General features: G+C 71.1%; 24 protein-coding genes. 19 read left to right on the plus strand and 5 right to left on the minus strand.

What is annotated here, in order from left to right:
- Window positions 1–75 precede the first annotated feature (75 nt).
- The 3 genes from ACFFR3_RS38945 to ACFFR3_RS38955 are packed head-to-tail and all read left to right on the plus strand — an operon-like array spanning window position 76 to window position 3,103.
- Window positions 76–1,566, plus strand: coding sequence for an Nramp family divalent metal transporter (locus ACFFR3_RS38945; RefSeq protein ID WP_345399328.1), 1,491 nt, complete (start codon window positions 76–78; stop codon window positions 1,564–1,566).
- Window positions 1,566–2,054 (plus strand): hypothetical protein, encoded by a 489-nt coding sequence (locus tag ACFFR3_RS38950; protein WP_364377599.1) that lies wholly within the window; start codon window positions 1,566–1,568, stop codon window positions 2,052–2,054. Before ACFFR3_RS38945 ends, ACFFR3_RS38950 begins: the two co-directional genes overlap by 1 nt.
- A complete protein-coding gene (locus ACFFR3_RS38955) occupies window positions 2,051–3,103 on the plus strand; it encodes a TerC family protein (RefSeq protein ID WP_379484756.1) in 1,053 nt (350 codons plus the stop codon). Before ACFFR3_RS38950 ends, ACFFR3_RS38955 begins: the two co-directional genes overlap by 4 nt.
- A gap of 72 nt (window positions 3,104–3,175) precedes the next feature.
- Here the strand turns inward: ACFFR3_RS38955 and ACFFR3_RS38960 are convergent, their stop codons facing one another.
- From ACFFR3_RS38960 to ACFFR3_RS38970, 3 genes are all read right to left on the minus strand, one after another.
- Window positions 3,176–3,352, minus strand: a complete 177-nt coding sequence (locus ACFFR3_RS38960; RefSeq protein ID WP_345399337.1) for a hypothetical protein — start codon at window positions 3,350–3,352, stop codon at window positions 3,176–3,178.
- A gap of 182 nt (window positions 3,353–3,534) precedes the next feature.
- Complete coding sequence (locus tag ACFFR3_RS38965; RefSeq protein ID WP_345409626.1) at window positions 3,535–4,272, minus strand: GntR family transcriptional regulator; 738 nt, start codon at window positions 4,270–4,272, stop codon at window positions 3,535–3,537.
- 109 nt (window positions 4,273–4,381) lie between these two features.
- Window positions 4,382–5,575: an MFS transporter gene (locus ACFFR3_RS38970; RefSeq protein WP_379484757.1), complete on the minus strand. Its 1,194-nt coding sequence runs from the start codon at window positions 5,573–5,575 to the stop codon at window positions 4,382–4,384.
- Between the two features lie 161 nt (window positions 5,576–5,736).
- Between ACFFR3_RS38970 and sucC the strand changes: the two genes are divergently transcribed.
- The 6 genes from sucC (at window position 5,737) to ACFFR3_RS39000 (ending at window position 13,002) form a co-directional block, all read left to right on the plus strand.
- Entirely contained in the window at window positions 5,737–6,870 is a 1,134-nt protein-coding gene (gene sucC / locus ACFFR3_RS38975; protein ID WP_379484758.1) for an ADP-forming succinate--CoA ligase subunit beta, read from the plus strand.
- Window positions 6,871–7,758 carry a succinate--CoA ligase subunit alpha gene (gene sucD, locus ACFFR3_RS38980; RefSeq protein ID WP_364377589.1) on the plus strand — a complete coding sequence of 296 codons (888 nt, stop codon included), beginning with the start codon at window positions 6,871–6,873 and terminating at the stop codon, window positions 7,756–7,758.
- The gene (locus ACFFR3_RS38985; RefSeq protein WP_345399346.1) at window positions 7,755–8,543 is read left to right on the plus strand and encodes a hydroxypyruvate isomerase family protein; all 789 of its coding nucleotides are present in this window, start codon (window positions 7,755–7,757) and stop codon (window positions 8,541–8,543) included. Before sucD ends, ACFFR3_RS38985 begins: the two co-directional genes overlap by 4 nt.
- Entirely contained in the window at window positions 8,540–9,403 is an 864-nt protein-coding gene (locus ACFFR3_RS38990; protein WP_345399349.1) for a 2-hydroxy-3-oxopropionate reductase, read from the plus strand. The genes ACFFR3_RS38985 and ACFFR3_RS38990 overlap by 4 nt, the downstream gene beginning before the upstream one ends.
- A gap of 317 nt (window positions 9,404–9,720) precedes the next feature.
- Window positions 9,721–11,442 carry a glyoxylate carboligase gene (gene gcl, locus ACFFR3_RS38995; protein ID WP_345399352.1) on the plus strand — a complete coding sequence of 574 codons (1,722 nt, stop codon included), beginning with the start codon at window positions 9,721–9,723 and terminating at the stop codon, window positions 11,440–11,442.
- A gap of 6 nt (window positions 11,443–11,448) precedes the next feature.
- Entirely contained in the window at window positions 11,449–13,002 is a 1,554-nt protein-coding gene (locus tag ACFFR3_RS39000) for an aldehyde dehydrogenase family protein (protein ID WP_345399355.1), read from the plus strand.
- Here ACFFR3_RS39000 and ACFFR3_RS39005 read toward each other — a convergent pair.
- Window positions 12,999–13,379, minus strand: coding sequence for a DUF6703 family protein (locus ACFFR3_RS39005; protein ID WP_345399358.1), 381 nt, complete (start codon window positions 13,377–13,379; stop codon window positions 12,999–13,001). The two genes, ACFFR3_RS39000 and ACFFR3_RS39005, sit on opposite strands and share 4 nt — an antisense overlap.
- Window positions 13,380–13,438: 59 nt before the next feature.
- On the opposite strand from ACFFR3_RS39005, the gene ACFFR3_RS39010 reads away from it, so the two are divergent.
- From ACFFR3_RS39010 to ppdK, 10 genes are all read left to right on the plus strand, one after another.
- Window positions 13,439–13,762, plus strand: coding sequence for an antibiotic biosynthesis monooxygenase family protein (locus ACFFR3_RS39010; RefSeq protein WP_364558258.1), 324 nt, complete (start codon window positions 13,439–13,441; stop codon window positions 13,760–13,762).
- A gap of 97 nt (window positions 13,763–13,859) precedes the next feature.
- Window positions 13,860–15,245, plus strand: coding sequence for a glycine--tRNA ligase (locus tag ACFFR3_RS39015; RefSeq protein ID WP_345399364.1), 1,386 nt, complete (start codon window positions 13,860–13,862; stop codon window positions 15,243–15,245).
- A gap of 184 nt (window positions 15,246–15,429) precedes the next feature.
- Window positions 15,430–15,576 (plus strand): hypothetical protein, encoded by a 147-nt coding sequence (locus tag ACFFR3_RS39020; protein WP_345399367.1) that lies wholly within the window; start codon window positions 15,430–15,432, stop codon window positions 15,574–15,576.
- On the plus strand, window positions 15,573–16,556 hold the full coding sequence (locus ACFFR3_RS39025) for an AAA family ATPase (protein WP_364377574.1): 984 nt from the start codon (window positions 15,573–15,575) through the stop codon (window positions 16,554–16,556). Before ACFFR3_RS39020 ends, ACFFR3_RS39025 begins: the two co-directional genes overlap by 4 nt.
- Window positions 16,553–17,506 carry a DUF58 domain-containing protein gene (locus ACFFR3_RS39030; protein ID WP_345399370.1) on the plus strand — a complete coding sequence of 318 codons (954 nt, stop codon included), beginning with the start codon at window positions 16,553–16,555 and terminating at the stop codon, window positions 17,504–17,506. Before ACFFR3_RS39025 ends, ACFFR3_RS39030 begins: the two co-directional genes overlap by 4 nt.
- Complete coding sequence (locus tag ACFFR3_RS39035) at window positions 17,503–18,447, plus strand: VWA domain-containing protein (protein ID WP_364377570.1); 945 nt, start codon at window positions 17,503–17,505, stop codon at window positions 18,445–18,447. Before ACFFR3_RS39030 ends, ACFFR3_RS39035 begins: the two co-directional genes overlap by 4 nt.
- Before the next feature lie 569 nt (window positions 18,448–19,016).
- Window positions 19,017–19,889 carry a S1C family serine protease gene (locus ACFFR3_RS39040; protein ID WP_379484759.1) on the plus strand — a complete coding sequence of 291 codons (873 nt, stop codon included), beginning with the start codon at window positions 19,017–19,019 and terminating at the stop codon, window positions 19,887–19,889.
- 10 nt (window positions 19,890–19,899) lie between these two features.
- Window positions 19,900–20,568, plus strand: a complete 669-nt coding sequence (locus ACFFR3_RS39045; protein ID WP_364377568.1) for a response regulator transcription factor — start codon at window positions 19,900–19,902, stop codon at window positions 20,566–20,568.
- Entirely contained in the window at window positions 20,565–21,755 is a 1,191-nt protein-coding gene (locus ACFFR3_RS39050; protein ID WP_364377566.1) for a sensor histidine kinase, read from the plus strand. Before ACFFR3_RS39045 ends, ACFFR3_RS39050 begins: the two co-directional genes overlap by 4 nt.
- 485 nt (window positions 21,756–22,240) lie before the next feature.
- Window positions 22,241–24,877, plus strand: a complete 2,637-nt coding sequence (ppdK, locus tag ACFFR3_RS39055) for a pyruvate, phosphate dikinase (protein WP_345399385.1) — start codon at window positions 22,241–22,243, stop codon at window positions 24,875–24,877.
- Between the two features lie 242 nt (window positions 24,878–25,119).
- Here ppdK and ACFFR3_RS39060 read toward each other — a convergent pair whose 3' ends face one another.
- Entirely contained in the window at window positions 25,120–25,896 is a 777-nt protein-coding gene (locus ACFFR3_RS39060) for an alpha/beta fold hydrolase (protein WP_379484760.1), read from the minus strand.
- Window positions 25,897–25,941 lie beyond the last annotated feature (45 nt).

The raw sequence follows: 25,941 nt of genomic DNA on the forward strand, positions 1-25,941 counted from the left end.
CGAGCCACAGCAGCACCAGGCGAGGGGGCAATTCGGGGCGCAGAGGAAGGCAACAACCCCCCAGGAGGTCCGTAGGTGGACACATCGAACACACCACCGGCGACGGCCACGCCGCCGGTCGAGGACGAACGAGTATGGAAAGCGGGCCGGCTCGAGCCGATGCCCATCAGGAAGCTCCCCGACGCGCCTCCCTCGGTGCACCTCATCGGGCCGACGGTGTTCCTCGTCGCGCTCGGCGTGGGCATGGGCGAGTCGTACATGTGGCCCCGGCTGGTGCTGCTGTTCGGGCCCGAGATCAGGTGGCTGTTCCTGATCGGCGTCACCCTGCAGGCCGTGGTGATGCTGGAGATGGCCCGCTACGCCATGGCCACGGGGGAGAGCATCTTCTCCGGCGCGGCCAGGGTCTTCAAGCCGCTGATGTGGTTCTTCTTCGTGGTGGCGATCGCCGTCTACATCTGGCCCGGCCACCTGTCCGCGGGCGCGGCGGCGTTCGAGGAGATCACCGGAATACCCTGGATGGTGACCGCGATCGCCGGGTTGATCCTCGTCGGCGTGGTCTTCACCCTGGCCAAGGTGATCTACAACCTGCTGGAGAACGTGCTCTCCCTGCTCATCGGGGCGCTCGTGCTCGGCACCGCCGTGGTCGCCGCCATGGTCGGCTCCTGGGGTGACGTGGTCACCACCATCAGCGGCATGTTCTCCTTCGGCTACCTGCCGGCGGAGGCCCTGTCGGCCGCCTGGTTCCCCGTCATCGTCGGCGCCTGCGCCTTCGCCGGTCCGTCGGGCATGCAGCAGATGTGGTACACGCTGCACCTGCGTGACTCCGGCGCCGGCATGGGCGTGCACCAGCCGAAGGTGGTCGGGCTGCGGCACGCCTCCTCCGAGGAGGAGCGGCCGACCCGCGGGTACATGTTCGACACCTCCGACCCGGCCGAGATGGCCAAGTGGAAGGGCTGGCGGCGCTGGGTCACCTTCGACGCGCTGCTGCTCTTCTGGGGCATCACCATGCTGGTCACCATCTCCTTCACGGTGATCGCCCAGTCCGCGGTGCGGATCGACCCCGCCGTGCGTACGGCGATTCAGGGCGACGACCGGGAGGTGGCGCTGACCGCGATGTCGAACGCCGTCTCCTCGGCGGGCAGTTCGGTGCTCGGGGTCGTGTTCCTCGGGTTCATCGCCCTGATCGGCCTCAACGCGACGCTGGGCCTGTTCGACTCGTTCTCGCGCGGCCAGGCCGACATGACCTACAACTTCATCCCCGGCGCGAAGAAGGTGGGCATGTCCCGCCTGTACGGCATCTTCCTCTGGGGCGTGATCCTCTTCGGCATCCTGATCCTGCTGTTCGGCCCGGCCGACGGTCCCAGCGGGATCCTGGACACGCTGGCGTTCCTGTCCACGTTCGCCATGGGCGCGTACTGCGTGACCCTGCTCCTGGTGAACAACCGCATGCTGCCCAAACCGATCAGGCCCAAGTGGTGGTCGAACGCCATCATCGGCTTCGGCGCGGTGTTCTACCTGGGCATGCTCTTCTACAGCCTGCTCGCCTACGGCGTGGTCGTGGGCTGATGATCGGACGGCACAGTTTCGAACTCGCCCTGCCAGGGGCGTCGATCGGAGCCGTCGCCGGTGCCATGGCCGGTGGGCTGACCCTGCTCGCGGGGCAGCCCACCGGGATGGCCGCGCTGTCGGCCCTGGCGCTCGCCGCACCGCTCGCCCTCTTCGGCGGCATGTACGGCGTGCTCCTCGGCCACGGCGTGTTCCGGCCGGGCACGTTCGGGCCCGTCGGCCTCTACTGGATGGCGGCCTTCCCCCTCTCGCGGCTGCTCCAGGAGAGCGTGGCCGGGATCGGCATGGCCGACGGGGTGCCGCTGTTCCTGGCGTACCAGGCGATGATCAGCCTCGGCTTCGCGATCGGGTTCCTGTGGATGCACGAGCGGCTCATGCCGCACTGGCTGGTGCGGGTGGCCGGCGGCAATCCCGTCGCCAGTGAGCTGTTGGAGCAGTACGTCCGCTATGCCCAGATGATGCAGACGAGGAAGGGAGCACGTAGGTGAATCTGCCCATGTGGATCTGGTTGGCCACGATAGGCGGCTTCTGTGTCGTGCTCGCTGTCGACTTCTACCTCGTCGCCCGCAACCCCCACGAACCTTCGTTCAAGGAGTGCGTGGGCTGGGTGAGCCTCTACGTCTGCCTGGCGATGGCCTTCGGGGTGGGCCTGCTCGTGCTGTCGGGCCCGGCGCACGGCGGGGAGTTCTTCGCCGGGTGGATCACCGAGTACTCGCTCAGCGTGGACAACCTCTTCGTCTTCCTGCTGATCATGAGCAGATTCCGGGTGCCGCGGGAGTACCGCCAGAAGGTGCTGCTCATCGGCATCGTGCTGGCGCTGCTCCTGCGGGGCGGCTTCATCGCGGCCGGCGCGGAGGCGGTGGCGCGCTTCGACTGGCTCTTCTACGTCTTCGGCGCCTTCCTCGTCTACACCGCGTGGAAGCTGATCGGGCACGAGGAGGACGACGCGGAGTTCTCCGAGAACATCGCGCTGCGCACGGTACGCCGGGTGCTCCCGACCACGGACACCTACCACGGCGCTCGCCTGACCGTGCATCACGGCCGCAGGATGGTCACCCCGATGCTGATCGTGATGGTCGCCATCGGGACCACCGATCTGCTGTTCGCGCTGGACTCCATCCCGGCCATCTTCGGGCTGACGAAGGAGCCCTACCTGGTCTTCACCGCCAACGCCTTCGCCCTCATGGGGCTGCGCCAGCTGTTCTTCCTGATCGGCGGGCTGCTGGACCGGCTGGTCTATCTCAGCAAGGGCCTGTCGGTGGTGCTGGCCTTCATCGGCGTCAAGCTGATCCTCGAGGCGCTGCACCACGACGGCGTGTCGTGGGCGCCGGAGATCCCGATCCTGGTGTCTCTCGGGGTCATCGTCGGCACGCTGGCCGTGACGACGGTGCTCAGCCTGATCAAGTCGGCACGCGACGCCAAGGCGGAGAAAGCCTCTGAGAAAGGCACCGAGAAGGCCACCGAGAAGGCCACTGAGAAGGCCACTGAGAAGGCCGCTGAGCAGGAGGGGGAGCCGGAGCCGGCGGCGGAGCGCTGAACGCGCGGGGGGAGGCTGCTGTTCGAGGGTGGCCGCCCCCCTGTCGCGGGTCTGGCTGCTGTGCGTCCTGCTCTACGGGCGGGGACTCTTGCGGACGTCGATGTCCTTGCTCCACTCGCGCAGGTGGCGGTCGGCGTCGTCCGCGGAGTAGTGCTTCTTCAGCGCCGCGCTCAGGCCGACGCCGATGGCTCGTCCGTCCGCCGCCTGGCCCAGCGGATCACCAAGGAGAAAGCGGAAGAACGCTTTCATGGTCGTGCACCTCCGTCCGGTGTGGCTCCATCCTCTACCCGAGGTGTTTCGGAGCATGTGGGCTTGTGTGAACGTCACGTCAACCCTGACTGTTCGCGCAGGCAGGAGGGCGTGACGGCATGACGCGGCCGCCCGGCCGACCCTGGAGGGGGATCGGCCGGCGTGCCGGTGAGGGGGGTCGGTCAGCCGGCCTGGCGGGTACGGCGGCGGCGTACCGGCTTGGGCGCGGGCTCGGCCGGCTCGTTCTCGCGCTGCTCCATGTAGGAGGCGCGGGTGTGCTCGGTGTGCTCGCGCATGATCTTGGCCGCGCGCCGCTCGTCGCCGGCCTCGATGGCGTCGATGAGGGCGGCGTGCTCGTCCCACGAGGCCATGCCGCGCTGGCGGGCGACCGGCGTGTGGTACCACCGCACCCGCCTGGCCACCTGGGCGGCCAGCTCGGCGAGCACCTTGTTGCCCGACAGGTCGGTCACCAGCGCGTGCAGCTCGGAGTTGGTGGCCACGGCGCCGTCGACGTCGTCGGACTGCACCGCGGCGATGCCGCGGGCGCACAGGGCGCGCAGCCGCTTGACGCCCTCCTCGCCGGCCTGCTTGGCGGCCAGGCGCGCGGACTCGGTCTCCAGCAGGGTGCGCACGGCGAGCAGCTGGTCGGCCTCCTCCACGGTCGGGACGTGCACGAACGCGCCCTGACCGGGAAAAAGATCGACCCAGCCCTCACCGCTGAGCTGCTGCAACGCCTCGCGGACCGGCTGCCTGGAGACGCCGAGCAGCTCGGCCAGCTCGCTCTCGACGAGGTGCTGGCCCGGCTTGAGCTGCCCGGAGACGATGAGCTCTTGGATAGCCTCGATGACGCTCTCGCGGAGCGTCGCGGGACGGGGGATCTTGGGGGCCGCCGTCTGACCGGCCTGATCCGACAGCAACATGGTCACGTCTCCAGGGCTGATTTTCGGTTTTTGGTCGACTGCCTACAGCATACCGTCCTGGGGTTCCGCTCGTCCGTGAGTCTCATCACAGTGCGTCACAGTGGGACGGTCACAGGGGGATGGTGGCGGGCAGCCCGGGGATGCGCAGGCGGGGGGTCGCCAGCGCGGGCAGCGCCGCCAGGGCGGCGGCGGCCAGCAGCGCGGCGCCAGGGGCGCTCAGCGCGACGAACGCCAGCCCGGCCGCCACCGCGCCGGCCACGGCCTTGGCGCTGTAGACCACCGCGTGGATCTCGGTGGCCCGCTCGGCGCCGAACAGCTCGCGGACGAGGCTGGCCAGCAGCGGGTAGAACGCGCCGCCGCCGAGCCCCGCCGCGACCGCGCCGAGCCACAGCAGCAGCGTGCCGCCGGGCCGCTCGTGGGCGTTCTGGACGGCGACCGCGAGCAGCACCTGGCCGAGCGCGAGCGCGCCGAACACGGCGGCCAGCACCCGCCGGCGGCCGTGCAGCTCCGACGCGCGCATGGCGACCGACCTGCCCGCGCCGTTCAGCGCGACGAGCAGGGCCACCGCGCCCCACGCGCCGGTGCCCGCGACCACGATCACGTCGAGCACCGACACCGCGCCCGCGCAGACCAGCATCAGCGCGAGCGCCGGCAGCGTGCGGGTGCGCAGCGCCTGCGCGATGCCGAACTGCTTGACCGCCTCCGGAGCCGTGCGCAGGCGGGAGGCGTCGAGCGCGTGGCTGCGCGGGTCCACGTCCAGCGGCCACCACAGCGCCGGGGACAGCCGCAGGTGCCGGGCGGCGGTGGCCAGCACGGCCGTCGCGACCGCGGCCATGATGAGGAACGCCGGTCCTGTCATGGCGGGGAACACGCCGGCCCACAGCAGCAGGGGGACGGCGCCGTAGCCGAAGGCGCCGGTGATGAGGCCGACGCGGGCGGCGGGGCGCTCGGGGTACCAGGAGGAGACGACCTCGCCGCAGACGCCGTACACCAGGCCCGCGCCGAGGCCGCCGAGCACGGCGTACCCGGCGAGCGCGGCGGGGGACAGCCCCGAGGTGAGTCCCGAGGTGAGCCCCGCGGTGGCCAGGCCGAGACCTGTGAGCGCGGCTCCGGCCGCCAGGCAGGTCCGCACGCCGAGGCGCCGGCGGCGTACGAGGTGGAGCGCGGGCAGCGCGCCCGCGGCCTGGCAGGCGATCCAGACGGCGAGCAGCGTCAGGCCGCCGGCCTGACCCGTGTGCAGGGCGGCGTAGCCGTACTGGAGCGGGCTGATCACCGCCATCGAGGCCAGGGCCAGCCGGAACATGCGGACGCGGTCTGCTGGGACGGGCCCGGGGAGGTACGAACGCCCCCGCCAGTCCTTTATTGCATTCTCCATACTGTATGGAATATCCAGAAGACAGGTGCCTGTCGAGACCCTAGACGAGGAATACTCCATACGGTATACCGTCTACAAAGGAGGCTCGAATGGACCTGTACGAGTACCAGGCGAAGGAGCTCTTCGGGCGTCACGGGATCCCGGTCCCCGCGGGCCGGGTCGCGGCCACCCCGGCCGAGGCCCGCGCGATCGCGGCCGAGCTGGACACGCCCGTTGTCATCAAGGCCCAGGTGAAGACCGGTGGACGCGGCAAGGCGGGCGGCATCAGACCGGCGGCGGGGCCGGCCGCGGCCCAGGCGGAGGCCGAGCGCGTGATCGGCATGGACATCAAGGGACACACGGCGCACCGGGTGCTGGTGGAGGCCGCGACCGTGCCGTTCGAGGAGTATTACGCGGCCTTCCTGGTGGACCGTGCCGAAGGGGCGTTCCTGGCCATGGTGTCGGCGCAGGGCGGCATGGAGATCGAGGAACTGGCGGCCCGCGACCCCGACGCCATCGTGAAACTGCCGATCGACCCGGCGACAGGGGTGGACGCCGACACCGCGCGGCAACTGGCGGCCAAGGCGGGCCTGCCCGAAGCGACCGCCGAGGTGCTGGAGCAGCTGTGGCACGTGCTGGTCGCGGAGGACGCCCTGCTCGTCGAGGTGAACCCGCTGATCTGCACCACCGACCAGCGCATCATGGCGCTCGACGGCAAGGTCACGCTCGACGACAACGCCGCCTTCCGGCACGACAGGGAGCGGTACGCCGAGCAGTCCGACAGCCTGGAGGCCCGCGCCAGGGCCAAGGGGCTCAACTACGTGAAGCTGGACGGCACGGTCGGCGTGATCGGCAACGGCGCGGGGCTCGTCATGAGCACCCTCGACGTGGTGGCGGGCGCCGGCGCGGACCCGGCCAACTTCCTCGACATCGGCGGCGGCGCCTCCGCCCAGGTCATGGCCGACGGACTGGAGATCATCCTGGCCGACCCCGACGTACGGTCGGTGCTGGTCAACGTCTTCGGCGGCATCACGGCCTGCGACGCGGTGGCCAACGGCATCGTCACCGCACTCGAACTCCTCGGCGAGCGCGGCCAGGGCAGGCCCATCGTCGTACGGCTGGACGGCAACAACGCCGAGGTGGGCCGGCGCATCCTCAGCGACGCCCGGCACCCGGCGGTCCGCCAGGTCTCCACCATGGACGGCGCCGCCGAGATGGCGGCCAGACTCGCGGCAGGTGCGTAAATGGCGATCTTTCTCACCAAGGACAGCCGGGTGCTCGTGCAGGGCATGACGGGCGCGGAGGGCCGCAGGCACACGGCCCGCATGCTCGCCGCGGGGACCGACGTGGTGGCCGGCGTGACCCCCGGCAAGGGCGGCAGCGCGGTGGACTTCGGCGAGCGGACGGTGCCGGTGTTCGGCTCGGTGGCCGAGGCCGTCGCCGAGACCGGGGCGGACGTGTCGGTCGTCTTCGTGCCGCCGCGCTTCACGGCCGGCGCCGTGGAGGAGGCGGTCGAGGCGGGCGTGCCGCTCTGCGTGGTCATCACCGAGGGCGTGCCGGTGCACGACGCGGTCCGGTTCCGTGCGCTGGCGCGCGGGCGTACCAGGATCATCGGGCCCAACTGCCCCGGGCTCATCAGCCCCGGGCAGTCGTCGGCCGGGATCATCCCCGCCGACATCACCTCCTCCGGCCGCATCGGGCTGGTCTCCAAGTCGGGCACGCTGACGTACCAGCTCATGTACGAGCTGCGCGACCTCGGCTTCTCCACCGCCGTCGGCATCGGCGGCGACCCGGTCGTCGGCACCACGCACATCGACTGCCTCCAGGCGTTCCAGGACGACCCCGGCACCGACGCCATCGTCATGATCGGCGAGATCGGCGGCGACGCCGAGGAGCGGGCCGCCGCCTACATCGCCGCCAACGTCACCAAGCCCGTCGTCGCGTACGTGGCCGGGTTCACCGCGCCCGAGGGCAAGACGATGGGGCACGCGGGCGCGATCGTGTCCGGGTCGTCGGGGACGGCGCAGGCCAAGAAGGAGGCGCTGGAGGCGGTCGGCGTACGGGTGGGGAAGACGCCGTCGGAGACGGCCCGCCTGCTGCGCTCGGCCCTGTCCAGGGCGGCCGCCTCGTGACCCGCGTTCCCGAAGGGCTGACCTTCGACGTCAACCTGTCGATCCTGTTCACCGGCCTGCCGCTGCTGGAGCGCCCGGCCGCGGCGGCCAAGGCCGGGTTCGACGCGGTCGAGCTGTGGTGGCCGTTCGGCGGGCCCGACCCCAGCGGGGCCGAGCTGGCCGCCCTGCGCCAAGCCGTCGAGGACGCGGGCGTGCGCCTGGTGGGACTCAACTTCGACGCCGGCGACATGGCGGCGGGCGAGCGCGGCCTGCTGGCCAGGCCGGACGGCTCGGCCCGCTTCCAGGTGAACATCGACGCCGCCGTCCGCCTGGCCGGCGAGCTGGGCTGCACGGTGCTCAACGCCTTGTACGGCAACGGCCCCGGCACCGACAGGGACCTGGCCGTGGTCAACCTGCGCAGGGCGGCCGACGCGGCGGCCGGGATCGGCGCGACCGTCGTCGTCGAAGCCCTCAACAGTCACGAGAACCCGCGCTACCCGATCACCTCGTCACAGGCCGCCTTCGAGCTCATCGAGCAGGTGGACCGGGCGAACGTGGCCTTCCTCGCCGACCTCTACCACCTGCACAGGATGGGCGAGGACGTGCTCGCGCTCATCGACCGGCACGCGGACCGGTTCGGGCACGTGCAGATCGCCGACGACCCCGGCAGGGGAGCGCCGGGCAGCGGGCGGATGCCGTACGGGGAGATCTTCGCGCGGCTGGCGGCGGCGGCGGGCTACCGCGGGCACGTCGGCCTGGAGTACCGGCACGAGGGGCCGGGCGCGTTCGACTGGAGGCGAGCATGAACATCGGCTTCATCGGCTTGGGGATCATGGGCAGCCCGATGGCGGCCAACCTCCTCAAGGCCGGATTCGCGGTGACCGGCTACGACGTCAGCGCCGAGCGCGTGCGGCGGCTGGCCGAGCTGGGCGGCAAGGGCGCGTCGGGCGTGGTGGACGCGGTGGCGGGCGCCGACGTCGTGGTCACCATGCTGCCCGACTCGCCGCAGGTGGAGGAGGTCGCGCCGCTCGTCGTCGAGTACGGCAAACCGAACCTGCTCTACGTCGACATGAGCACGATCAAGCCGGAGACCTCCCGCGAGGTGGCGAGGAAGGCGGCGGCCGTCGGCGTACGGGCGGTGGACGCCCCCGTCAGCGGCGGCGAGCGCGGCGCCGTGGACGGCACCCTGTCCATCATGGTCGGCGGCGCCCCCGAGGACGTGGAGGCGGCCAGACCGGTCCTGGAGCGCCTCGGCACGACCATCGTGCACGTGGGCCCGGCGGGGGCGGGACAGACCGTCAAGGCGGCCAACCAGCTCGTCGTGGGCGGCATCTACGGCCTCGTGTCCGAGGCGATCGTGCTGCTGGAGGCGTCGGGCGTCGATCCCGCGGCCGGGCTCGACGTGCTCGCGGGCGGCCTGGCCGGCTCGCGGATCCTCGACCTCAAGCGGCACACCATGGTCAAGCGGGAGTTCGCCCCCGGCTTCCGCATCGACCTGCACCACAAGGACATGGGCATCGCCCTCGCCGCGGCCCGCGCCGCCGGGGTCAGCCTGCCGCTCACCGGGCAGGTCGCCCAGCTCGTCGCGGCGGCCAGGGCCCAGGGGCACGGCTCGCTCGACCACTCCGCCCTGCTCAAGGTGATCGAAAGGCTGAACGCTGCTTGACATCTTCCCCTCGTGCACGAGGGGAATTCCCACGGTCGCCCGTGAGGCTTCCTGCTTCACCGCCGGTCGCCCCGTCCGAGAGGACTCTCGTTGAGGTCTTACACCAGCTCCACAGGCGTTTCAGCGCTCCGCGAGCCCGGCGGCGAGCACGCTTCACGATCTGCGCCACGCCTCACATGCTACCGAACGATCACCCAAAGGTCGCGCGTGTGTTCGATACGCCGTTTCACCTGACGGCGCATCGGCTGCCCCTGTCCTGCTCCGCAGGGGTCCGATTCTTCCCCGTCTGAAGGCGGGGGTTTCCACGGAGGTATCTGATGAAGCGAATGCCCTGCATGGAGGCCGTGGTCGCGGTGCTGGAGTCGGAGGGCGTGGACACGGTCTTCGGCATTCCCGGCGCGGCCATCCTGCCGCTGTACGCCGCGCTCCAGCACAGCTCGATCCGGCACGTCACCGTACGGCACGAGGAGGGCGGCACCCACGCGGCCGACGGCTGGGCGCGGGTGACCGGCAACGTCGGCGTCTGCATCGGCACGTCCGGCCCGGCCGGCACCAACATGATCACCGGGCTCTACACGGCGCTGGCCGACTCGATCCCGCTGATCTGCGTCACCGGCCAGGCGGTCAGCTCCAAGCTGCACCAGGAGGCGTTCCAGGCGGTCGACATCGTGGAGATCGCCAAGCCGGTGACCAAGTGGGCGGTGCAGCTCAAGGAGCCGGCGCAGGCGCCGTGGGTGTTCAGGGAGGCGTTCAGGATCGCCCGCTCGGGACGGCCCGGGCCCGTGCTCATCGACCTGCCGATCGACGTGCAGCGCGGCACCTGCCTGTACGACCGCGAGCTGGACGCGCCGCTGCCCGTCCCCGTGCCCGAGCCGCTGCCGCAGTCCGTGCGCGCGGCCATGGACCTCGTCGAGGGGGCCAGGCGGCCGATCATCCTGGCCGGCGGCGGCGTGATCATCGCCGAGGCGTGCGACGAGCTGCGCGCGCTGGCCGAGCACCTTCAGGTGCCGGTGCAGGTGACGCTCATGGGCAAGGGCGCATTCCCCGAGGACCACCCGCTGTTCGCCGGGATGGCCGGCATCCAGACACAGACGCGGTGGGGCAACGCCGCGTTCCTGGAGAGCGACCTGGTGCTGGCCGTCGGCGCCCGCTTCGGCGACCGGCACACCGGCGACCTCGACGTCTACCGGCGCGGGCGGAAGTTCGTGCACGTGGACATCGACCCGCTGCAGATCGGCCGGGTCTTCGAGCCCGATCTCGGCGTCGTCGGGCACGCCAGGCCGGTGCTCGCCGCGTTACGCGACGAGGCGCGCCGCCGCGGAGCGCCGCGCGAGCCGTCCGCGTGGGTGCGCAGGGTCGGCGAGCTGCGCGGCACCCTGACCCGCAGGGACGACTTCGACGAGGTGCCGATCAAGCCGCCCAGGGTGTTCAGGGAGATCAACGAGTACTTCCCGCGCGACACCACGTTCGTCACCGCGATCGGGCTCTACCAGATCTGGTCGGGCCAGTTCCAGACGACGTACCTGCCGCGCCGCTACCTGGTCTGCGGGCAGGCGGGGCCGCTCGGCTGGGAGGTGCCCGCCGCGATGGGCGTCAAGCTCGCCCATCCCGAGCGGCAGGTCGTGGCCGTGGTCGGCGACTACTCCTTCCAGTTCCTCATGGAGGAGGTGGCGGTGGCGGCGCAGTATCGGGTGCCGTTCGTCATCGTCATGATCAACAACGAGTACCTCGGGCTCATCAGGCAGGCGGAGCTGCCGTACGGGATGAACTACGCCGTCGATCTGCACTACGGGGAGGGCGGCATCGACCATGTCAAGGCGATGGAGGCGTTCGGCTGCCCGGCGCGCCGCGTGGAGCTGCCCGGCGACATCCGCGACGCACTGGCCTGGGCGAGCGCCGAGGCGGCGCGCGAGCGGCTGCCGGTGCTGGTGGAGGTGATGGTGGAACGCGAGGCGAACGCCGCCATGGGGCCCTCACTCGAAGCCATCAAGGAGTTCGAGCCGCTGCCCGAGCTCATCACCGCCGACTGGTCGGACTAGGGAGGGATGGACATGCGGCTCAAGCCGGGCACGTCGTGGCGGGAGGCGTACGAGCGGTGCTGCTCCGTCGCACCCGAGGCCTTCCACGACGACCGCGTGCTGAATCACTGGGGCGGCATCTGGCACCGCGACGGGCGGCCGGTGCCCGGCTTCTCGCCCCTCGACGGCACCGCCATCGCGGGGCTGCCCAGACTCGACAGGGCGGGCGCCGGCCGGGCGGTGGCGGGCGCGGTGGAGGAGCACCGGCGCTGGCGGCACACGCCGCTCGCCGAGCGCAAGGCCATGGTGTCGGCGGCCGTCGAGTCGATGGCCGCCCACCGCGACCTGCTCGCCCTGCTGCTGGTCTGGGAGATCGGCAAGCCGTGGAAGACGGCCTGCGCCGACGTGGACCGCTGCCTGGACGGCGTGCGCTGGTACGTCGAGGAGATCGACCGCATGGTGGACGGGCGCACCCCGCTGCCGGGCCCGGTCAGCAACATCGCGAGCTGGAACTACCCGATGAGCGTGCTCATGCACGCCATGCTCGTGCAGGCGCTGGCCGGCAACGCGGTGATCGCCAAGACGCCCACCGACGGCGGCCTGTGCTGCCTCACCCTGGCCTGCGCGCTGGCCGTGCGGGAGGGGCTGCCGTTCACGCTGGTCAGCGGAGGAGGGGCGGAGCTGTCGCCGGTGCTCGTCGGCTCCACGTCGCTGGGGTGCGTGTCGTTCGTCGGAGGCAGGGACGCCGGGGCGAAGGTGGCGACCTCGCTGGCCGGGCTCAGGGGTCTCGGCCGGCGGCACGTGCTGGAGCAGGAGGGGCTCAACTGCTGGGGCGTCTGGGAGTACGGCGACTGGGACCTGCTCACGAGGCAGATCCGCGCCTCCTTCGATTACGGCAAGCAGCGCTGCACCGCCTACCCGCGCTTCGTCGTGCAGCGCTCGCTCTTCCACGAGTTCCTGGCCGCCTACCTGGAGGCCGTGGGGTCGCTGCGCTTCGGCCATCCGCTGGCCGTGGCCGATGCCGACGACCCGCTGCCCGAGCTGGACTTCGGGCCGCTGATCAACGCCTCTAAGGCCAAGGAACTGGCCGACCAGGTGGACGAGGCGGTGGCCAGGGGAGGGGTGCCGGTGTATCGGGCGTCGCTCGACGACGGACATTTCCTGCCGGGGCAGGATATTTCGGCGTATTTCGCGCCGACGGCGCTGCTCAACCCGCCGCCCTCCTCACCGCTGCACCACGCCGAGCCGTTCGGCCCCGTGGACACGATGGTGCTGGTCGACACCGAGGCCGAGCTGCTGGCCGCGATGAACGCCAGCAACGGCGCCCTGGTCGCCACCCTGTCGTGCGAGGAGGAGGCGACGTTCCGGCGGCTGGCCCCCGAGGTGCGGGCCTTCAAGGTCGGTCACAACCGGCCGCGCTCGCGCGGGGACCGCGACGAGCTGTTCGGCGGGCTCGGCGCGTCGTGGCGCGGCGCGTTCGTCGGCGGCGAGCTGCTCGTCCGCGCCGCCACGAGCGGCCAGGACGGCGAGCGCCTGCCCGGCAACTTCCCCGGCTACACGCTGCTGCCAGGGGAGGGCTAGAAGGCGCCGAAGCGGGTCGCCGCCAGCAGGACGAGGAACGTCAGCATGGCGACCCGCAACAGCTTCCCGCTGGCGCCCAGCGACGGCCACGACAGGTAGGCCAGCCAGCCGATGAACGCGATCACCGGCAGCACCGCCAGGCCGCCCAGCGGGTTGGTCACCGCGAAGCCGGCCAGCAGCAGGAGCACCATCAGCGCCGGCGCCACCCACCGGGGCAGCTGGGTGAACATCCAGGCCATCGGCACCGCGCTGCGCCGCTCCACCGCCTCGCGCAGGCCGGTCGCACCCGGCGTGAAGAACTGCTCGCCCGGCGGGAGCGGGCGCTTGCCGCCGGTGACGTCGTCGCGCTTGTCCGCGCGCCTCTTCTCAGGGGCCACGCCGCGAAGCCTACGGGAGTTCGCGCGACTCGTGGGGCCCGCGCCTCTAGGCTGGTCGGGTGCTCGCCGTGATCCGATACACCGTTCCAGAGTCCCAGTCGCAGGACTTCGTCAAGCAGGGCCACACCATTCTCGACACCTTCGCACAGCAGCCGGGCTACCAGCGCGGCCGGCTGGCCCGCTCGGTCGACGAGCCCAACCTGTGGGCGCTGGTCACGGAATGGGAGGGCGCCGGCTTCTACCGCAGGGCGCTGTCGGCCGCCAAAATGGTGATGTATCCGCTGATGATCCTCATGCTCAACGAACCCAGCGCGTTCGAGGACGTCTACACCCAGGACGCCCATGACGCCCATGAGGCCCGTGACACCCCGGACGGGACGTAGCGATCAGACGCGCGCGAGGGCGGCCGACCGTGCCCTAAGCTGGGAGCTCATCGAAATTTCTTTCGCCGACCTCCAGCCGGAAAGAGAACCAACCAAAATGGCACGACGCACCGACGTCATGGACACCATCGTCAGCCTCGCCAAGCGCCGCGGGCTCGTCTACCCGTCGAGCGAGATCTACGGCGGACTGCGCGCGTCGTGGGACTACGGTCCACTGGGCGTCGAGCTGAAGAACAACGTCAAGCGGCAGTGGTGGCTGTCGATGGTCCAGTCCCGCGACGACGTGGTGGGCCTCGACTCCTCGGTCATCCTGGCGCCCGAGGTGTGGCGCGCGAGCGGCCACGTCGACACCTTCACCGACCCGCTGACCGAATGCCTGTCCTGCCACAAGCGCTTCCGCGCCGACCACCTCCTCGAGGCCTACGAGGAGAAGAACGGCAAGGAGCCCGAGGGCGGCCTGGCCGACATCACCTGCCCCAACTGCGGCAACAAGGGCACCTTCACCGAGCCCCGGCAGTTCAGCGGCCTGCTCAAGACCTTCCTCGGCCCGGTCGAGGACGAGTCGGGCCTGGCCTGGCTGCGGCCCGAGACCGCGCAGGGCATCTTCATCAACTACCTCAACGTGCAGCAGTCGGCGCGCAAGAAGATCCCGTTCGGCATCGGCCAGATCGGCAAGTCGTTCCGCAACGAGATCACGCCGGGCAACTTCATCTTCCGCACCCGCGAGTTCGAGCAGATGGAGATGGAGTTCTTCGTCAAGCCCGGCACCGACGAGGAGTGGCACCAATACTGGATCGACGAGCGCTTCCGCTGGTACTCCGATCTGGGCATCAACAAGGACAACCTGCGCCTCTACGAGCACCCGCAGGAGAAGCTGTCCCACTACTCCAAGCGCACGGTCGACGTCGAATACCGCTTCAACTTCACCGGCTCGGAGTGGGGTGAGCTGGAGGGCATCGCCAACCGCACCGACTTCGACCTGTCGGCCCACGCCAAGGCCTCCGGCGTCGACCTCAGCTTCTTCGAGCAGGACAGCGGCGAGCGCTACGTCCCCTACGTCATCGAGCCGGCGGCGGGTGTCGACCGCGCCACGCTGACGTTCCTGCTCGACGCCTACAGCGAGGACGAGGCGCCCAACGCCAAGGGTGTCATGGAGAAGCGCACGGTCATGCGGCTCGACCACCGGCTCGCGCCGGTCAAGGCCGCGGTGCTGCCGCTGTCGCGCAACGCCGACCTGTCGCCGAAGGCCCGCGACCTCGCCGCGCAGCTGCGCCGCCGCTGGAACGTCGAGTTCGACGACGCGGGCGCGATCGGCCGCCGCTACCGCCGCCAGGACGAGATCGGCACGCCGTTCTGCATCACGGTCGACTTCGACACCCTTGAGGACAACGCGGTGACGATCCGCGAGCGCGACTCGATGCGCCAGGAGCGCATCTCCATCGACGGGGTCGAGTCCTACCTGCGCCAGCACCTCAACGACTGATCCACGAGGTCTCGGAAGGGCCGCTCACCGTTCGGCGGGCGGCCCTTCGCGCTGTCCATGGGACTGCTGACCTGGGGTTTTCCACCGAAAAATCGTATAAAGGCGACGGTTACGCTGGTTTTCGCGGTGACTTGATGACATTCGTCCTAAGCCGATCACGGCCGATCCGAGGGACGAGGAATTCATGCGTACACCACGTTTCGCTCTTGTCTTGCTCGCCGCCGCCGCGCTGATGATGACGGGCGGCGCCGCGTTCGCCGACCCCGAACCGTCCGCCCTGGAACTGCGCGTCGTCGTGGACGACTGCCAGCGCGGAAGCGTGCAGCCATGACCGACCCCACACTCCTCGAACGCGCCCTGTTCGAGATCAAGCGCGTCATCGTCGGCCAGGACCACATGGTCGAGCGGCTGCTCGTCGCCGTCCTCGCCAAGGGACACTGCCTGCTCGAAGGTGTGCCGGGCATCGCCAAAACGCTGGCCGCCGAGACCACCGCCACGGTCGTCGGAGGCACGTTCGCGCGCATCCAGTTCACCCCCGACCTGGTGCCCGCCGACATCGTCGGCACCAGGATCTACCGGCCCTCCAGCGAGACCTTCGACGTCGAGCTCGGGCCCGTCATGGTCAACCTGCTGCTCGCCGACGAGATCAACCGGGCGCCCGCCAAGGTGCAGTCGGCGCTGCTGGAGATCATGGCCGAGCACCAGGTCAGCATCGGCGGCACCACGTACGAGGTGCCCCGGCCCTTCCTGGTGCTGGCCACCCAGAACCCCATCGAGTCCGAGGGCGTCTACCACCTGCCCGAGGCGCAGCGCGACCGCTTCCTCATGAAGATCGACGTGGACTATCCCAGCGAATCGGAGGAGCTGGCGATCGTCTACCGCATGAGCGTGGACCCGCCCGCGCCCCAGAGCGTCCTCGGCCCTGAGGAGGTCGTCGCGCTGCAGCGCAGGGCCCAGGAGGTCTTCGTGCACCACGCGGTCGCCGAGTACGCCGTCCGCCTCGTCTACGCCACCCGCGACCCCGACCGGTACGGCATCCCCGACGTGGGCCGGCACCTCGCCTTCGGCGCCAGCCCCAGGGCCACGCTCGGCCTGCTGGCCGCCGGCCGCGGGCTCGCCCTGCTGCGCGGGCGCGACTACGTGCTGCCCGAGGACGTACGCGACCTCGCGCACGACGTCATGGCCCACCGGCTCGTGCTCTCCTTCGACGCGCTGGCCGACGGGGTCATGCCCCGCCAGGTCGTGGACCGGGTGCTGGCCGCCGTGCCGCTGCCGGTCATCGCGCCCCAGCAGCGGACGGACGCCGCATGAAGCCGTACCTGATGGCCGAGCCCGCCCTGCGCAGACTCGAGCTGACGATCACGAGGAGACTCGATGGGCTGCTCCAAGGCGAGCATCTGGGACTGGTGCCCGGTCCTGGCAGCGAGCCGGCGGAGTCGCGGGCGTACCGGCCGGGCGACGACGTGCGGCGCATGGACTGGAACGTCACCGCGCGTACGAACGAGCCCCACGTCCGTGACCTGGTCGCGGACCGCGAGCTGGAGATCTGGGCGCTGCTCGACGCCACCGCCAGCATGGACTTCGGCACCGTCGCCATGGAGAAGCGCGAGCTCGCACTGTCGGCCCTGGCGGCGATCGGCTTCCTCACCCAGCGCACCGGCAACCGCATCGGCGTGCACCTTCTGCATGGCGGCGGGGTCAGGACGCTGCCCGCCAGGACGGGCAGGCCGCACCTGATGGCGCTGCTGCAGGCGGCGTTCGCGCTGCCGCGCACCCCGCCGGGCGTGGCCGAGCCGCTGCTCGGCGTCGCGGCCGAGCAACTCGGGCGGGTCACCAGGCGGCGCGGGCTGGTCGTCGTCGTGTCGGACTTCCTCGACACGCCGGCGACCTGGGAGCCGCCGCTGCGCCGCCTCACCGCCCGCCACCAGGTGCTGGCCGTGGAGGTGATCGACCCGCGCGAGCTGACCCTGCCGGACGTCGGCATCCTCACGCTGATCGACCCCGAGTCCGGGCGGCGGCGCGAGGTCGCCACCGGCAGCGCCCGGCTGCGCCGCAGGTACGCCGAGGCCGCGCTCGCGCAGCGGGACGCCGTCTCCGGTGCGCTGCGCCGGGCTGGGGCCGCGCATCTGCGGCTGCGTACCGACCGGGACTGGGTGCGCGACCTCGTCCAGCACGTCATGCGGCAGCGCAAGATGGCCTCGCTCGCCGCCGGCCACACCCGGCACACCGGGGCACCCATGGGAGGAGGCGGGGTAGCGTGAGCCTCATCGCGCCCCTCTGGCTGCTGCTGCTCGTCCCGGTGGCGCTGCTCGCGGTCACGTACGCCGTCATGGCGCTGCGCAGCCGCACCTCCTACGCCGTCCGCTTCGCCAACTACGACCTGCTCGACAAGGTCGCGCCGCGCCGGCCCGGCTGGCGCAGGCACGTCCCTGCGGCGGCGCTGCTGCTCATGTTCGCGCTGCTCGTCATCGGCTTCGCCCGGCCGACAGCCGAGGTGCGGGTGCCCAGGGAACGGGCGACGATCATGGTGGCGTTCGACGTGTCCGCGTCCATGGGGGCCACCGACGTCGCGCCCAACCGGTTCGAGGCGGCCAAGGCGGCGGCCACCCAGTTCGTTCAGGGGTTGCCCGAACGCTTCAACCTCGGGCTGGTGTCGTTCTCCGGCTCGGCCTCCGTCGCCGTGCCGCCCACCACCGACCGGCAGGCCGTCCTGTACGCGCTGGAGCGCCTCGGCACCGACTCGGGCACCGCCATCGGCGAGGCCGTCTTCACCTCGCTTGAGGCCATCGCCGCGCTCGACACCGAGGAGGAGGCGCCGCCCGCGCACATCGTGCTGCTGTCGGACGGCTCCAGCACCACCGGCCGCACGGTCAGTGACGCCGCCACCGAGGCGTCCTCCCGTGGCGTCCCCGTCACCACCATCGCGTACGGCACCGCGGACGGCGTCATCAGCCTGTCCGGCCGCGACGTGCCGGTCCCCGTGGACGGGCCCGCCCTGCGGAGCCTCGCCGAGTCCGCGGGCGGCGGCTTCTACGAGGCCGCGAGCGGGGACGAGTTGCAGGCCGTCTACGAGGACATCGGCACCTCGGTCGGCTACCGCACCGAACGTCAGGAGGTCTGGCAGTGGTTCGTGGCAGCGGGCCTGATCTTCGGCCTGATGGCGGCGGTGACGTCGCTGCTCTGGTTCTCGAGGCTCCCATGAAAGGTCTCGGCACCCCCAACGGCCCCTCCTTCACCACCCCACCCCCTCCCAAGCGGCCCACCGCCCCCGCATCCCCCTCCCCAAGACGCCCCCGCAACCCCTTCCGCCGCCCCACCACCGGCACAGATGCCGGTGGGACGGGCGACACCGCCCCACGACCCGCTCACGCACCGGGCCTGAAGAGCGGAGCGGACACAGAGCCCGGCTCAGCCGCCCTGAGACCCCGCGCGGAAGCGGGGCCCGCCGCCGGCCCTGGGCTGGGTGCGGGGGCCGGTGTGCGGGCGGGGCTGGGTGCTGGGCTGGGTGCGGGGCACCTCCTCAGCTCCGCGCCGCCCCCGTCCAGACACCGCGCCTCGGGGGGAGGTACGTCGCCGACCGGTTTCGCATTCAGCGGCACGGCTTCCTGGGGCGCGCTTCCGGAGGGAGGCTCCTCCTCCGGAGCGGCGCCCGTAGGTGGGCCCTCAGCGGGCTCTACGTCCATGGGCAGGGCTTCCCACGGCGCGGCCCTGGAGGACTCTTCGTCCATGGGCAGGGCTTCCCACGGCGCGGCCCTGGAGGACTCTTCGTCCATGGGCAGGGCTTCCCACGGCGCGGCCCTGGGGGGCTCCTCGCTCATGGGCAGGGCTTCCCCTGGCTCGCTGCCCGCCGGGGGCTCGCCTGTGGCGGCGGGTGGGTCGTCTGGAGGCGGCCTCTCTCGGGGGCGGGTGCTGGCGGCGGCGGCGTTGGTCGCTGTCGTCGCCGGGGCCGTGGCCGGGATGGCGGGTGGGGTGGCGGGGGGTCTCGCGGGGGCGCGGATGGGTGAGCAACCCGCTGCGCCGGCGGCGTTGCCCCGGGTGGCCCCTGCCCCCTCCGCGCCGCTCACGGGGCTCAGCGCGACGGCGGCGCGGGTGCTGCCGAGCGTGGTGTCCATCGAGACGGGGACCTCAGGAGGGTCCGGGTTCGTGGTGGACGGCCAGGGGCACATCCTCACCAACGCGCACGTGGTCGCGGGCAGTACGCAGGTGACGGTGGTGCTCGCCGACGGGACCCGGCTCACCGCGCGGGTGGCCGGGGCGGACCGGGGCGAGGACCTGGCCGTCCTGGAAGTGGATCATCCCGGCGAGTTGACGCCCGCCACGCTGGGCCGGTCGTCCGAGCTGGCGGTGGGCGACCAGGTGCTGGCGATCGGGTCGCCGCTGGGCCTGTCGGGTACGGTCACGTCCGGCATCGTCAGCGCGCTCGACCGCGAGGTACGCCTGGGCGACTCCCGCCGTACGGCGGTGCAGACCGACGCCTCGATCAACCCCGGCAACTCGGGCGGCCCCCTGGTGAACGCCCAGGGCGAGGTCGTCGGCGTGAACACGGCGATCGCCGCGAGCCGGGGCGGCGGCAACATCGGCATCGGCTTCGCCATCCCGATCGACAGGGCGGCGCCCATCGCCGAACGCATCATCCGAAATTAGGGTGCAAGACATGCGACTGCTGGTGGTGGAGGACGAAGAGGACCTGGTCGACGCCATGCGCGTCGGCCTGGTCCGGGCCGGGTACGCGGTGGACGTCGCCTTCGACGCCCCGGCCGCGCACGAGAAGCTGCAGGTCAACACCTACGACCTGGTGCTGCTCGACCTCAACCTGCCCGGCGGCGACGGTTTCCAGCTGTGCCGGTCGGTACGCGCGGCGGGCCAGGGCGTGCGGATCATCATGGTGACCGCCCGCGACCGCCTGGACGACCGGGTGCGGGGCCTGGACGAGGGGGCCGACGACTACCTGGTCAAGCCGTTCGCGTTCCCCGAGTTGCTGGCCAGGGTGCGCGCGCTGCTGCGCAGGGACGCGACGGGCGGCACGGCGGTGCTGGAGGTGGGCGGCCTGCGCATCGACACGGCCAGGCTGGAGGTGTCGCTGGACGGCCGCGCGCTGGCGCTCACACCGAAGGAGTACGGCGTGCTGCACTACCTGATGACCCGCCCGGGCCACGTCGTCTCCACGGAGGAGCTGCTCGAACACGTCTGGGACGAGCACGCCGACCCGTTCACCAACACCGTGCGGGTCACGGTCGGCAACCTGCGCCGCAAGCTCCAGGAGGACGGCCTGATCGAGACCGTGATCAGCCGGGGCTACCGGCTCAAGGAGCCGGCGTCATGATCCACACCATCCGCTTCAGGCTCACGGTGCTCTACTCGGGCCTGCTGTTCGTGCTGGCCACGCTGGTGCTCGGCGGCATCTACTTCGCCGTGTCGAAGACGACGGAGCAGCGCCCCGTCTCGACGGAGTTCGCGAAGACCTACAGCGGCAACCAGTACCTCGGCAGGCGCGAGGTGGTGTTCGTGGAGGAGGTCGAGAACGCGGTCAACGTCGAGACGATGGCGGCGCTGCGCAAGTATTCGCTGCTCACCCTGGCCGGCCTGTACGTCGCCAGCCTCGGCATCGGCTGGGTGCTGTCGGGCCGGGTGCTGCGGCCGGTGCGGTCGATCACGCGTACGACGGAGGAGATCCAGGCCACCGACCTGAAGCGGCGCATCAAGCTGGACGGCCCGCGCGACGAGCTGAAGGACCTGGCCGACACCATCGACACGATGCTCGACCGGCTGGAGGAGGCGTTCAGCGCGCAGCGGCAGCTCATCGACGACGCCTCGCACGAGCTGCGCAACCCGCTGACCATCATCAGGGCGAACGTGGACGCCGTCCTTGCCGCCCCCGACGCCAGCGAGGAGGAGCGGGCGCGGGCGGTCGCCATCGTGGACCGCGCGACGACCCGGATGACGACGCTGGTGGAGGACCTGCTGGCGACGGCGCGGCGGCAGGGCACGGCGTTCGCGGACACGGAGGTCGACCTGGCCTGGGTGGCGGGGGAGGCGTGCGAGGAGTACGCGGCTCCGGCCGCCGCGCGCGACGTGACGATCGTCAGGGAGCTCGGGACGGGCCTGGAGATGATCGGCGACGCCGACGCGCTGCGCCGCTCGGTGGCGAACCTGCTGTCGAACGCCGTCCGCCTCTCGCCCCCGGGCGGCACGATCAAAGTGGCGGCCGGGCGTGCGGGCGGCTGGTTGTGGGCGGCGGTCCGCGACGACGGCCCCGGGCTGCGCGAGGCGGACCAGGCGCGGGTGTTCGACCGGTTCTGGCGCGGCGAGGCCAGCCGCCGCGACCGCCACACGGGCCTGGGCCTGGCCATCGTGCGGCAGATCGTGGAGTCGCACGGGGGCAGGGTGGCGGTCTTCTCCAGGCTCGGCCAGGGCGCCACGTTCGTGCTCTGGCTGCCGCCCCGAGAAGGCGCCGGCGACGCGCCCCCGGAGATCAACCCCCTGAGCACCGCCCGCACAGCGCGCGGGTGACAAGGAAGGCCAGTACAGGCAGCACGAACACGACGATGCGCGGCCCGTTGACGACCAGCTCGCAGGCGTCCTGCGGCACCGTCAGCCAGCGCGGGCGGCGCGCCCTGCGGGTAGGCCCCGTGCTCCCACACCCGGGTTGACCGCTACGAACGTGGCGACGGTCACCGCTCATCCAGGAAGATCGCCGAGCCGCCGGCCCGCCGGGCGAGCTCGGCGGGCCGGGCCTTGCCCTTTTCCCGGCCTGGCGGGAGTGCCATGGGGCCTCCTGGTGGAGGTGTGACGTGATTCTGCATCGGCTGTCCGCCTTTCTCAAGAATTGGTGTAAACCACTGGTCTAATCCAATTTTACGACCACGGTTCTTAAAATTGGATTAGACCTGTCGCACCGTGTTCACCAGCACAAACATCGACTTAACGGAGGGGTGCAGTTTCATCATCAATTTCACCGGTAGAGTCCGGTTCAGAGGCGTTCGATTGGAGCTGTGGTGGCCAAATACGTTTACGATTTCACCGAGGGCAACAGGAATCTCAAAGATCTGCTCGGCGGTAAGGGCGCGAACCTCGCCGAGATGACGAACCTCGGGCTGCCGGTTCCCCCTGGATTCACGATCACCGCCGACGCGTGCCGCCACTACCTGGCGGAAGGCTCCCTGCCGGACGGGCTGGAGCAGGAGGTCGCGGGGCACCTCGCGGCGCTGGAGTCGACGATGGGCAGGAAGCTCGGCCAGGCCGACGACCCGCTGCTGGTGAGCGTACGTTCAGGGGCGAAGTTCTCCATGCCCGGGATGATGGAGACGGTGCTCAACATCGGGCTCAACGACGAGTCGGTGCACGGCCTCGCCAAGCAGGCGGGCGGCAACGACCGCTTCGCCTGGGACTCCTACCGCAGGCTCATCCAGATGTTCGGCAAGACCGTGCTCGACATCGACGGTGACCTGTTCGAGGGCGCGCTCGACCGGCTGAAGGGGCGGCGCCAGGACACCGACCTGGACGCGGGCGAGCTGCAGCAGCTGGTGGAGACGTACAAGGGGATCGTGCGCGAGCAGACCGGCGCGGACTTCCCCGCCGACCCGCGCGAGCAGATGCGCCTGGCCGTCATGGCCGTCTTCGACTCGTGGAACGCGCCGCGCGCCATCCTCTACCGCCGCCAGGAACGCATCCCCGCCGACCTCGGCACCGCCGTCAACATCATGGCCATGGTCTTCGGCAACTACGGCGACGACTCCGGCACCGGCGTCGCCTTCACCCGCGACCCCGGCTCGGGCCAGCAGGGCATCTACGGCGACTACCTGCAGAACGCCCAGGGCGAGGACGTCGTCGCCGGCATCCGCAACACCATCCCGCTGCAGGACCTCGAACGCATCGACCCGAGCTCCTACCGCGAGCTGCTCGCCATCATGGAGACGCTGGAGAACCACTACCGCGACCTCTGTGACATCGAGTTCACCATCGAGCGCGGCAAGCTGTGGATGCTCCAGACGCGGGTCGGCAAGCGCACCGCCGCGGCGGCGTTCCGCATCGCCACGCAGCTCGTCGACCAGGGCCTGATCACCATGGACGAGGCCGTCACCCGGGTCACCGGCGACCAGCTCGCGCAGCTCATGTTCCCCCGCTTCGACGGCGGCGCCGAGAAGAAGAAGATCGCCAAGGGCATGAACGCCTCCCCGGGCGCCGCCGTCGGCAAGGCCGTCTTCTCCTCCGAGCGCGCGGTCGAGCTGGCCGAGCAGGGCGAGGACGTCATCCTCGTCCGCCGCGAGACCAACCCCGACGACCTGGCCGGCATGATCGCCGCCAGGGGCATCCTGACCAGCCGCGGCGGCAAGACCTCGCACGCCGCCGTCGTCGCCCGCGGCATGGGCAAGACCTGCGTGTGCGGGGCCGAGGAGCTGGAGGTGCTCCCCGCCGAGCGGCGCTTCGTCGCGCCCGGCGGCGTCGAGGTCTCCGAGGGCGAGGTCATCTCCATCGACGGCCGCACCGGCGAGGTCTTCCTGGGCGAGGTGCCGGTCGTGCCGTCGGCCGTGGTCGAGTACTTCGAAGGCGCCGCCGAGCCCGCCGACGACCTGGTCAAGGCCGTGGACCGGATCATGCGGCACGCCGACGGCGTACGCCGGCTCGGGGTGCGCGCCAACGCCGACACCCCCGACGACGCCGCCCGCGCCCGCCGCTTCGGCGCGCAGGGCATCGGGCTCTGCCGTACGGAGCACATGTTCCTCGGGGAGCGGCGGCAGCTCGTGGAGGACCTGGTGCTCGCCACCACCGACGAGGAGCGTCAGGCCGCGCTGGACGCCCTGGAGCCGCTGCAGAAGTCCGACTTCATCGGCATCTTCCAGGCGATGGACGGCGTGCCCGTGACGATCCGGCTCATCGACCCGCCGCTGCACGAGTTCCTGCCCGACCTGGTGGAGCTGTCGATCAAGGCCGCCACCCAGGAGGCCACCGGCAAGGACCGGCGGCTGCTGAGCGCCGTCAAGCGCCTGCACGAGCAGAACCCGATGCTGGGGCTGCGCGGCGTGCGGCTCGGCCTGGTCATCCCAGGGCTGTTCGCGATGCAGGTCAAGGCCATCGCCCAGGCCGCCGCCGAGGTGCCCGGCGCGCGTCCCGAGATCATGATCCCGCTGGTGGCGGCGGTGCAGGAGCTGGAGTCCGTACGCGAGGAGGCCGTCAAGATCCTCGCGGAGGCCGGCGTGGAGGCGCTGATCGGCACCATGATCGAGGTGCCGAGGGCGGCGCTCACCGCGGGCCAGATCGCCGAGGCCGCCGAGTTCTTCTCCTTCGGCACCAACGACCTGACCCAGATGGCGTGGGGCTTCTCCCGCGACGACGTGGAGTCCTCGTTCTTCCACCGCTACCTCGACCTCGGCATCTTCGGCGTCTCGCCGTTCGAGAGCATCGACAGGGAGGGCGTCGGCCGCCTCATCGAGATCGCGGTGGCCGAGGGCCGCGCCGCGCGCCCCGACCTCCACCTCGGCATCTGCGGCGAACACGGCGGCGACCCGGACTCGGTCCACTTCTGCCACGATGTGGGCTTGGACTACGTCTCCTGCTCCCCGTTCCGCATCCCGGTGGCCAGATTGGAAGCCGGCCGCGCCGCCCTCGCAGACAACGAATCCGACACCCGCTGAACCCACCGGCACCGGCGCCCGCCCTCCCCGTCCGACGACCGGGAAAGGGCAGGCGCCGGCTCACGTCGTGTAAGGGCCCCCTACTCCCTCCCCACCCAAGATGCCGCACCTCGCACCGGGCGAGCGCGCACCTCAGGGGGCCGGGGGAGGGCCGGCCGGGCCGTCGTAGCGAGCCGTGTGAGGGCTCTCACCATCCCCTTCCGCCGAAGGAGCTGTACCGTCGCGCCTGGTGAGCGGGTGCCTCACAGGGAGGTGAGGAAGTCCTCCAAGAGCTTGTTGTAGGTGTCCGGGCGTTCCATGTTCGGGTAGTGGGCGGCGCCGTCGATGGTCACCGAGCGGCCGTTGACGACCGTGGTGGCGAGGCGTTCGGCCATTGCCACGTGGTCGGGGGAGTCGGCGGCGCCGTGGATGGCCAGCACTGGGACCTTGATCTCCCTTATGCGGTGCCAGGTGTCCTTCAGCAGGATGACGTGGTTGGGTTCGTCTGCCGTGTGCTTGCTCATCGTGGCTCGCGCCATCGCTCGCAGGCGTCGCGGTATTTCCGGGTCGAGCTCCGTGAGGTCGCGGTACGGGCCCAAGCCGACCGTCAGGAAGCCCTCGATCGAGCCTTCCAGGTCGCCGGCGGCCATCGCGGCGTGCCAGGCGGTCATGGCCTGCCGGGTCCACGGGTCCTCGAAGTACGGCTCGCTCGTTCCCGCCCCCGTTGCCACCAGGGCGCTGACCAGCTCAGGGTGCTCCAAGGCCGTGTCCACCGCGAGTCCCGCGCCCATGGAGACTCCCACCAGCACGGCAGGCCCGGTGCCGAGGTGCCGCAGCAGGGCGGCGAGGTCGTCGGTGAGCCGGTACGGCCCCGTGGCGTTGGCGGAGCGGCCGTGGCCGCGGGCGTCGTACGCGATGACCCGGTAGCGGTCGGAGAGCGCCGAGATCTGGTCGTTCCACATCGTGTGGTCGAGGAAGCCGCCGTGCAGCAGGACGACGGGCTTGCCGGTGCCGTTCTCGGTCCAGAACAGATCCTTCATGACAACCAAGGTGTCATGTTGGCGCGAGAATGACAACTCAGGTGT

It is taken from the genome of Nonomuraea salmonea (genome assembly GCF_042428605.1).
Lineage (GTDB): Bacteria > Actinomycetota > Actinomycetes > Streptosporangiales > Streptosporangiaceae > Nonomuraea > Nonomuraea salmonea.

Bases quoted from the DNA above. Each gene is read 5' to 3' on its own strand.
- gcl (WP_345399352.1), top strand. From the start codon at position 9,721: ATGAAGCGAATGCCCTGCATGGAGGCCGTGGTCGCGGTGCTGGAGTCG.
- ACFFR3_RS39020 (WP_345399367.1), top strand. From the start codon at position 15,430: ATGCGTACACCACGTTTCGCTCTTGTCTTGCTCGCCGCCGCCGCGCTG.
- ACFFR3_RS39025 (WP_364377574.1), top strand. From the start codon at position 15,573: ATGACCGACCCCACACTCCTCGAACGCGCCCTGTTCGAGATCAAGCGC.
- sucC (WP_379484758.1), top strand. From the start codon at position 5,737: ATGGACCTGTACGAGTACCAGGCGAAGGAGCTCTTCGGGCGTCACGGG.
- ACFFR3_RS38970 (WP_379484757.1), bottom strand. From the start codon at position 5,575: ATGTTCCGGCTGGCCCTGGCCTCGATGGCGGTGATCAGCCCGCTCCAG.
- ACFFR3_RS38990 (WP_345399349.1), top strand. From the start codon at position 8,540: ATGAACATCGGCTTCATCGGCTTGGGGATCATGGGCAGCCCGATGGCG.
- ACFFR3_RS39050 (WP_364377566.1), top strand. From the start codon at position 20,565: ATGATCCACACCATCCGCTTCAGGCTCACGGTGCTCTACTCGGGCCTG.
- sucD (WP_364377589.1), top strand. From the start codon at position 6,871: ATGGCGATCTTTCTCACCAAGGACAGCCGGGTGCTCGTGCAGGGCATG.
- ACFFR3_RS39060 (WP_379484760.1), bottom strand. From the start codon at position 25,896: ATGAAGGATCTGTTCTGGACCGAGAACGGCACCGGCAAGCCCGTCGTC.
- ACFFR3_RS38965 (WP_345409626.1), bottom strand. From the start codon at position 4,272: ATGTTGCTGTCGGATCAGGCCGGTCAGACGGCGGCCCCCAAGATCCCC.
- ACFFR3_RS39000 (WP_345399355.1), top strand. From the start codon at position 11,449: ATGGACATGCGGCTCAAGCCGGGCACGTCGTGGCGGGAGGCGTACGAG.
- ACFFR3_RS39030 (WP_345399370.1), top strand. From the start codon at position 16,553: ATGAAGCCGTACCTGATGGCCGAGCCCGCCCTGCGCAGACTCGAGCTG.
- ACFFR3_RS39040 (WP_379484759.1), top strand. From the start codon at position 19,017: ATGGGCAGGGCTTCCCACGGCGCGGCCCTGGGGGGCTCCTCGCTCATG.
- ACFFR3_RS38950 (WP_364377599.1), top strand. From the start codon at position 1,566: ATGATCGGACGGCACAGTTTCGAACTCGCCCTGCCAGGGGCGTCGATC.
- ACFFR3_RS39015 (WP_345399364.1), top strand. From the start codon at position 13,860: ATGGCACGACGCACCGACGTCATGGACACCATCGTCAGCCTCGCCAAG.
- ACFFR3_RS38960 (WP_345399337.1), bottom strand. From the start codon at position 3,352: ATGAAAGCGTTCTTCCGCTTTCTCCTTGGTGATCCGCTGGGCCAGGCG.
- ACFFR3_RS39045 (WP_364377568.1), top strand. From the start codon at position 19,900: ATGCGACTGCTGGTGGTGGAGGACGAAGAGGACCTGGTCGACGCCATG.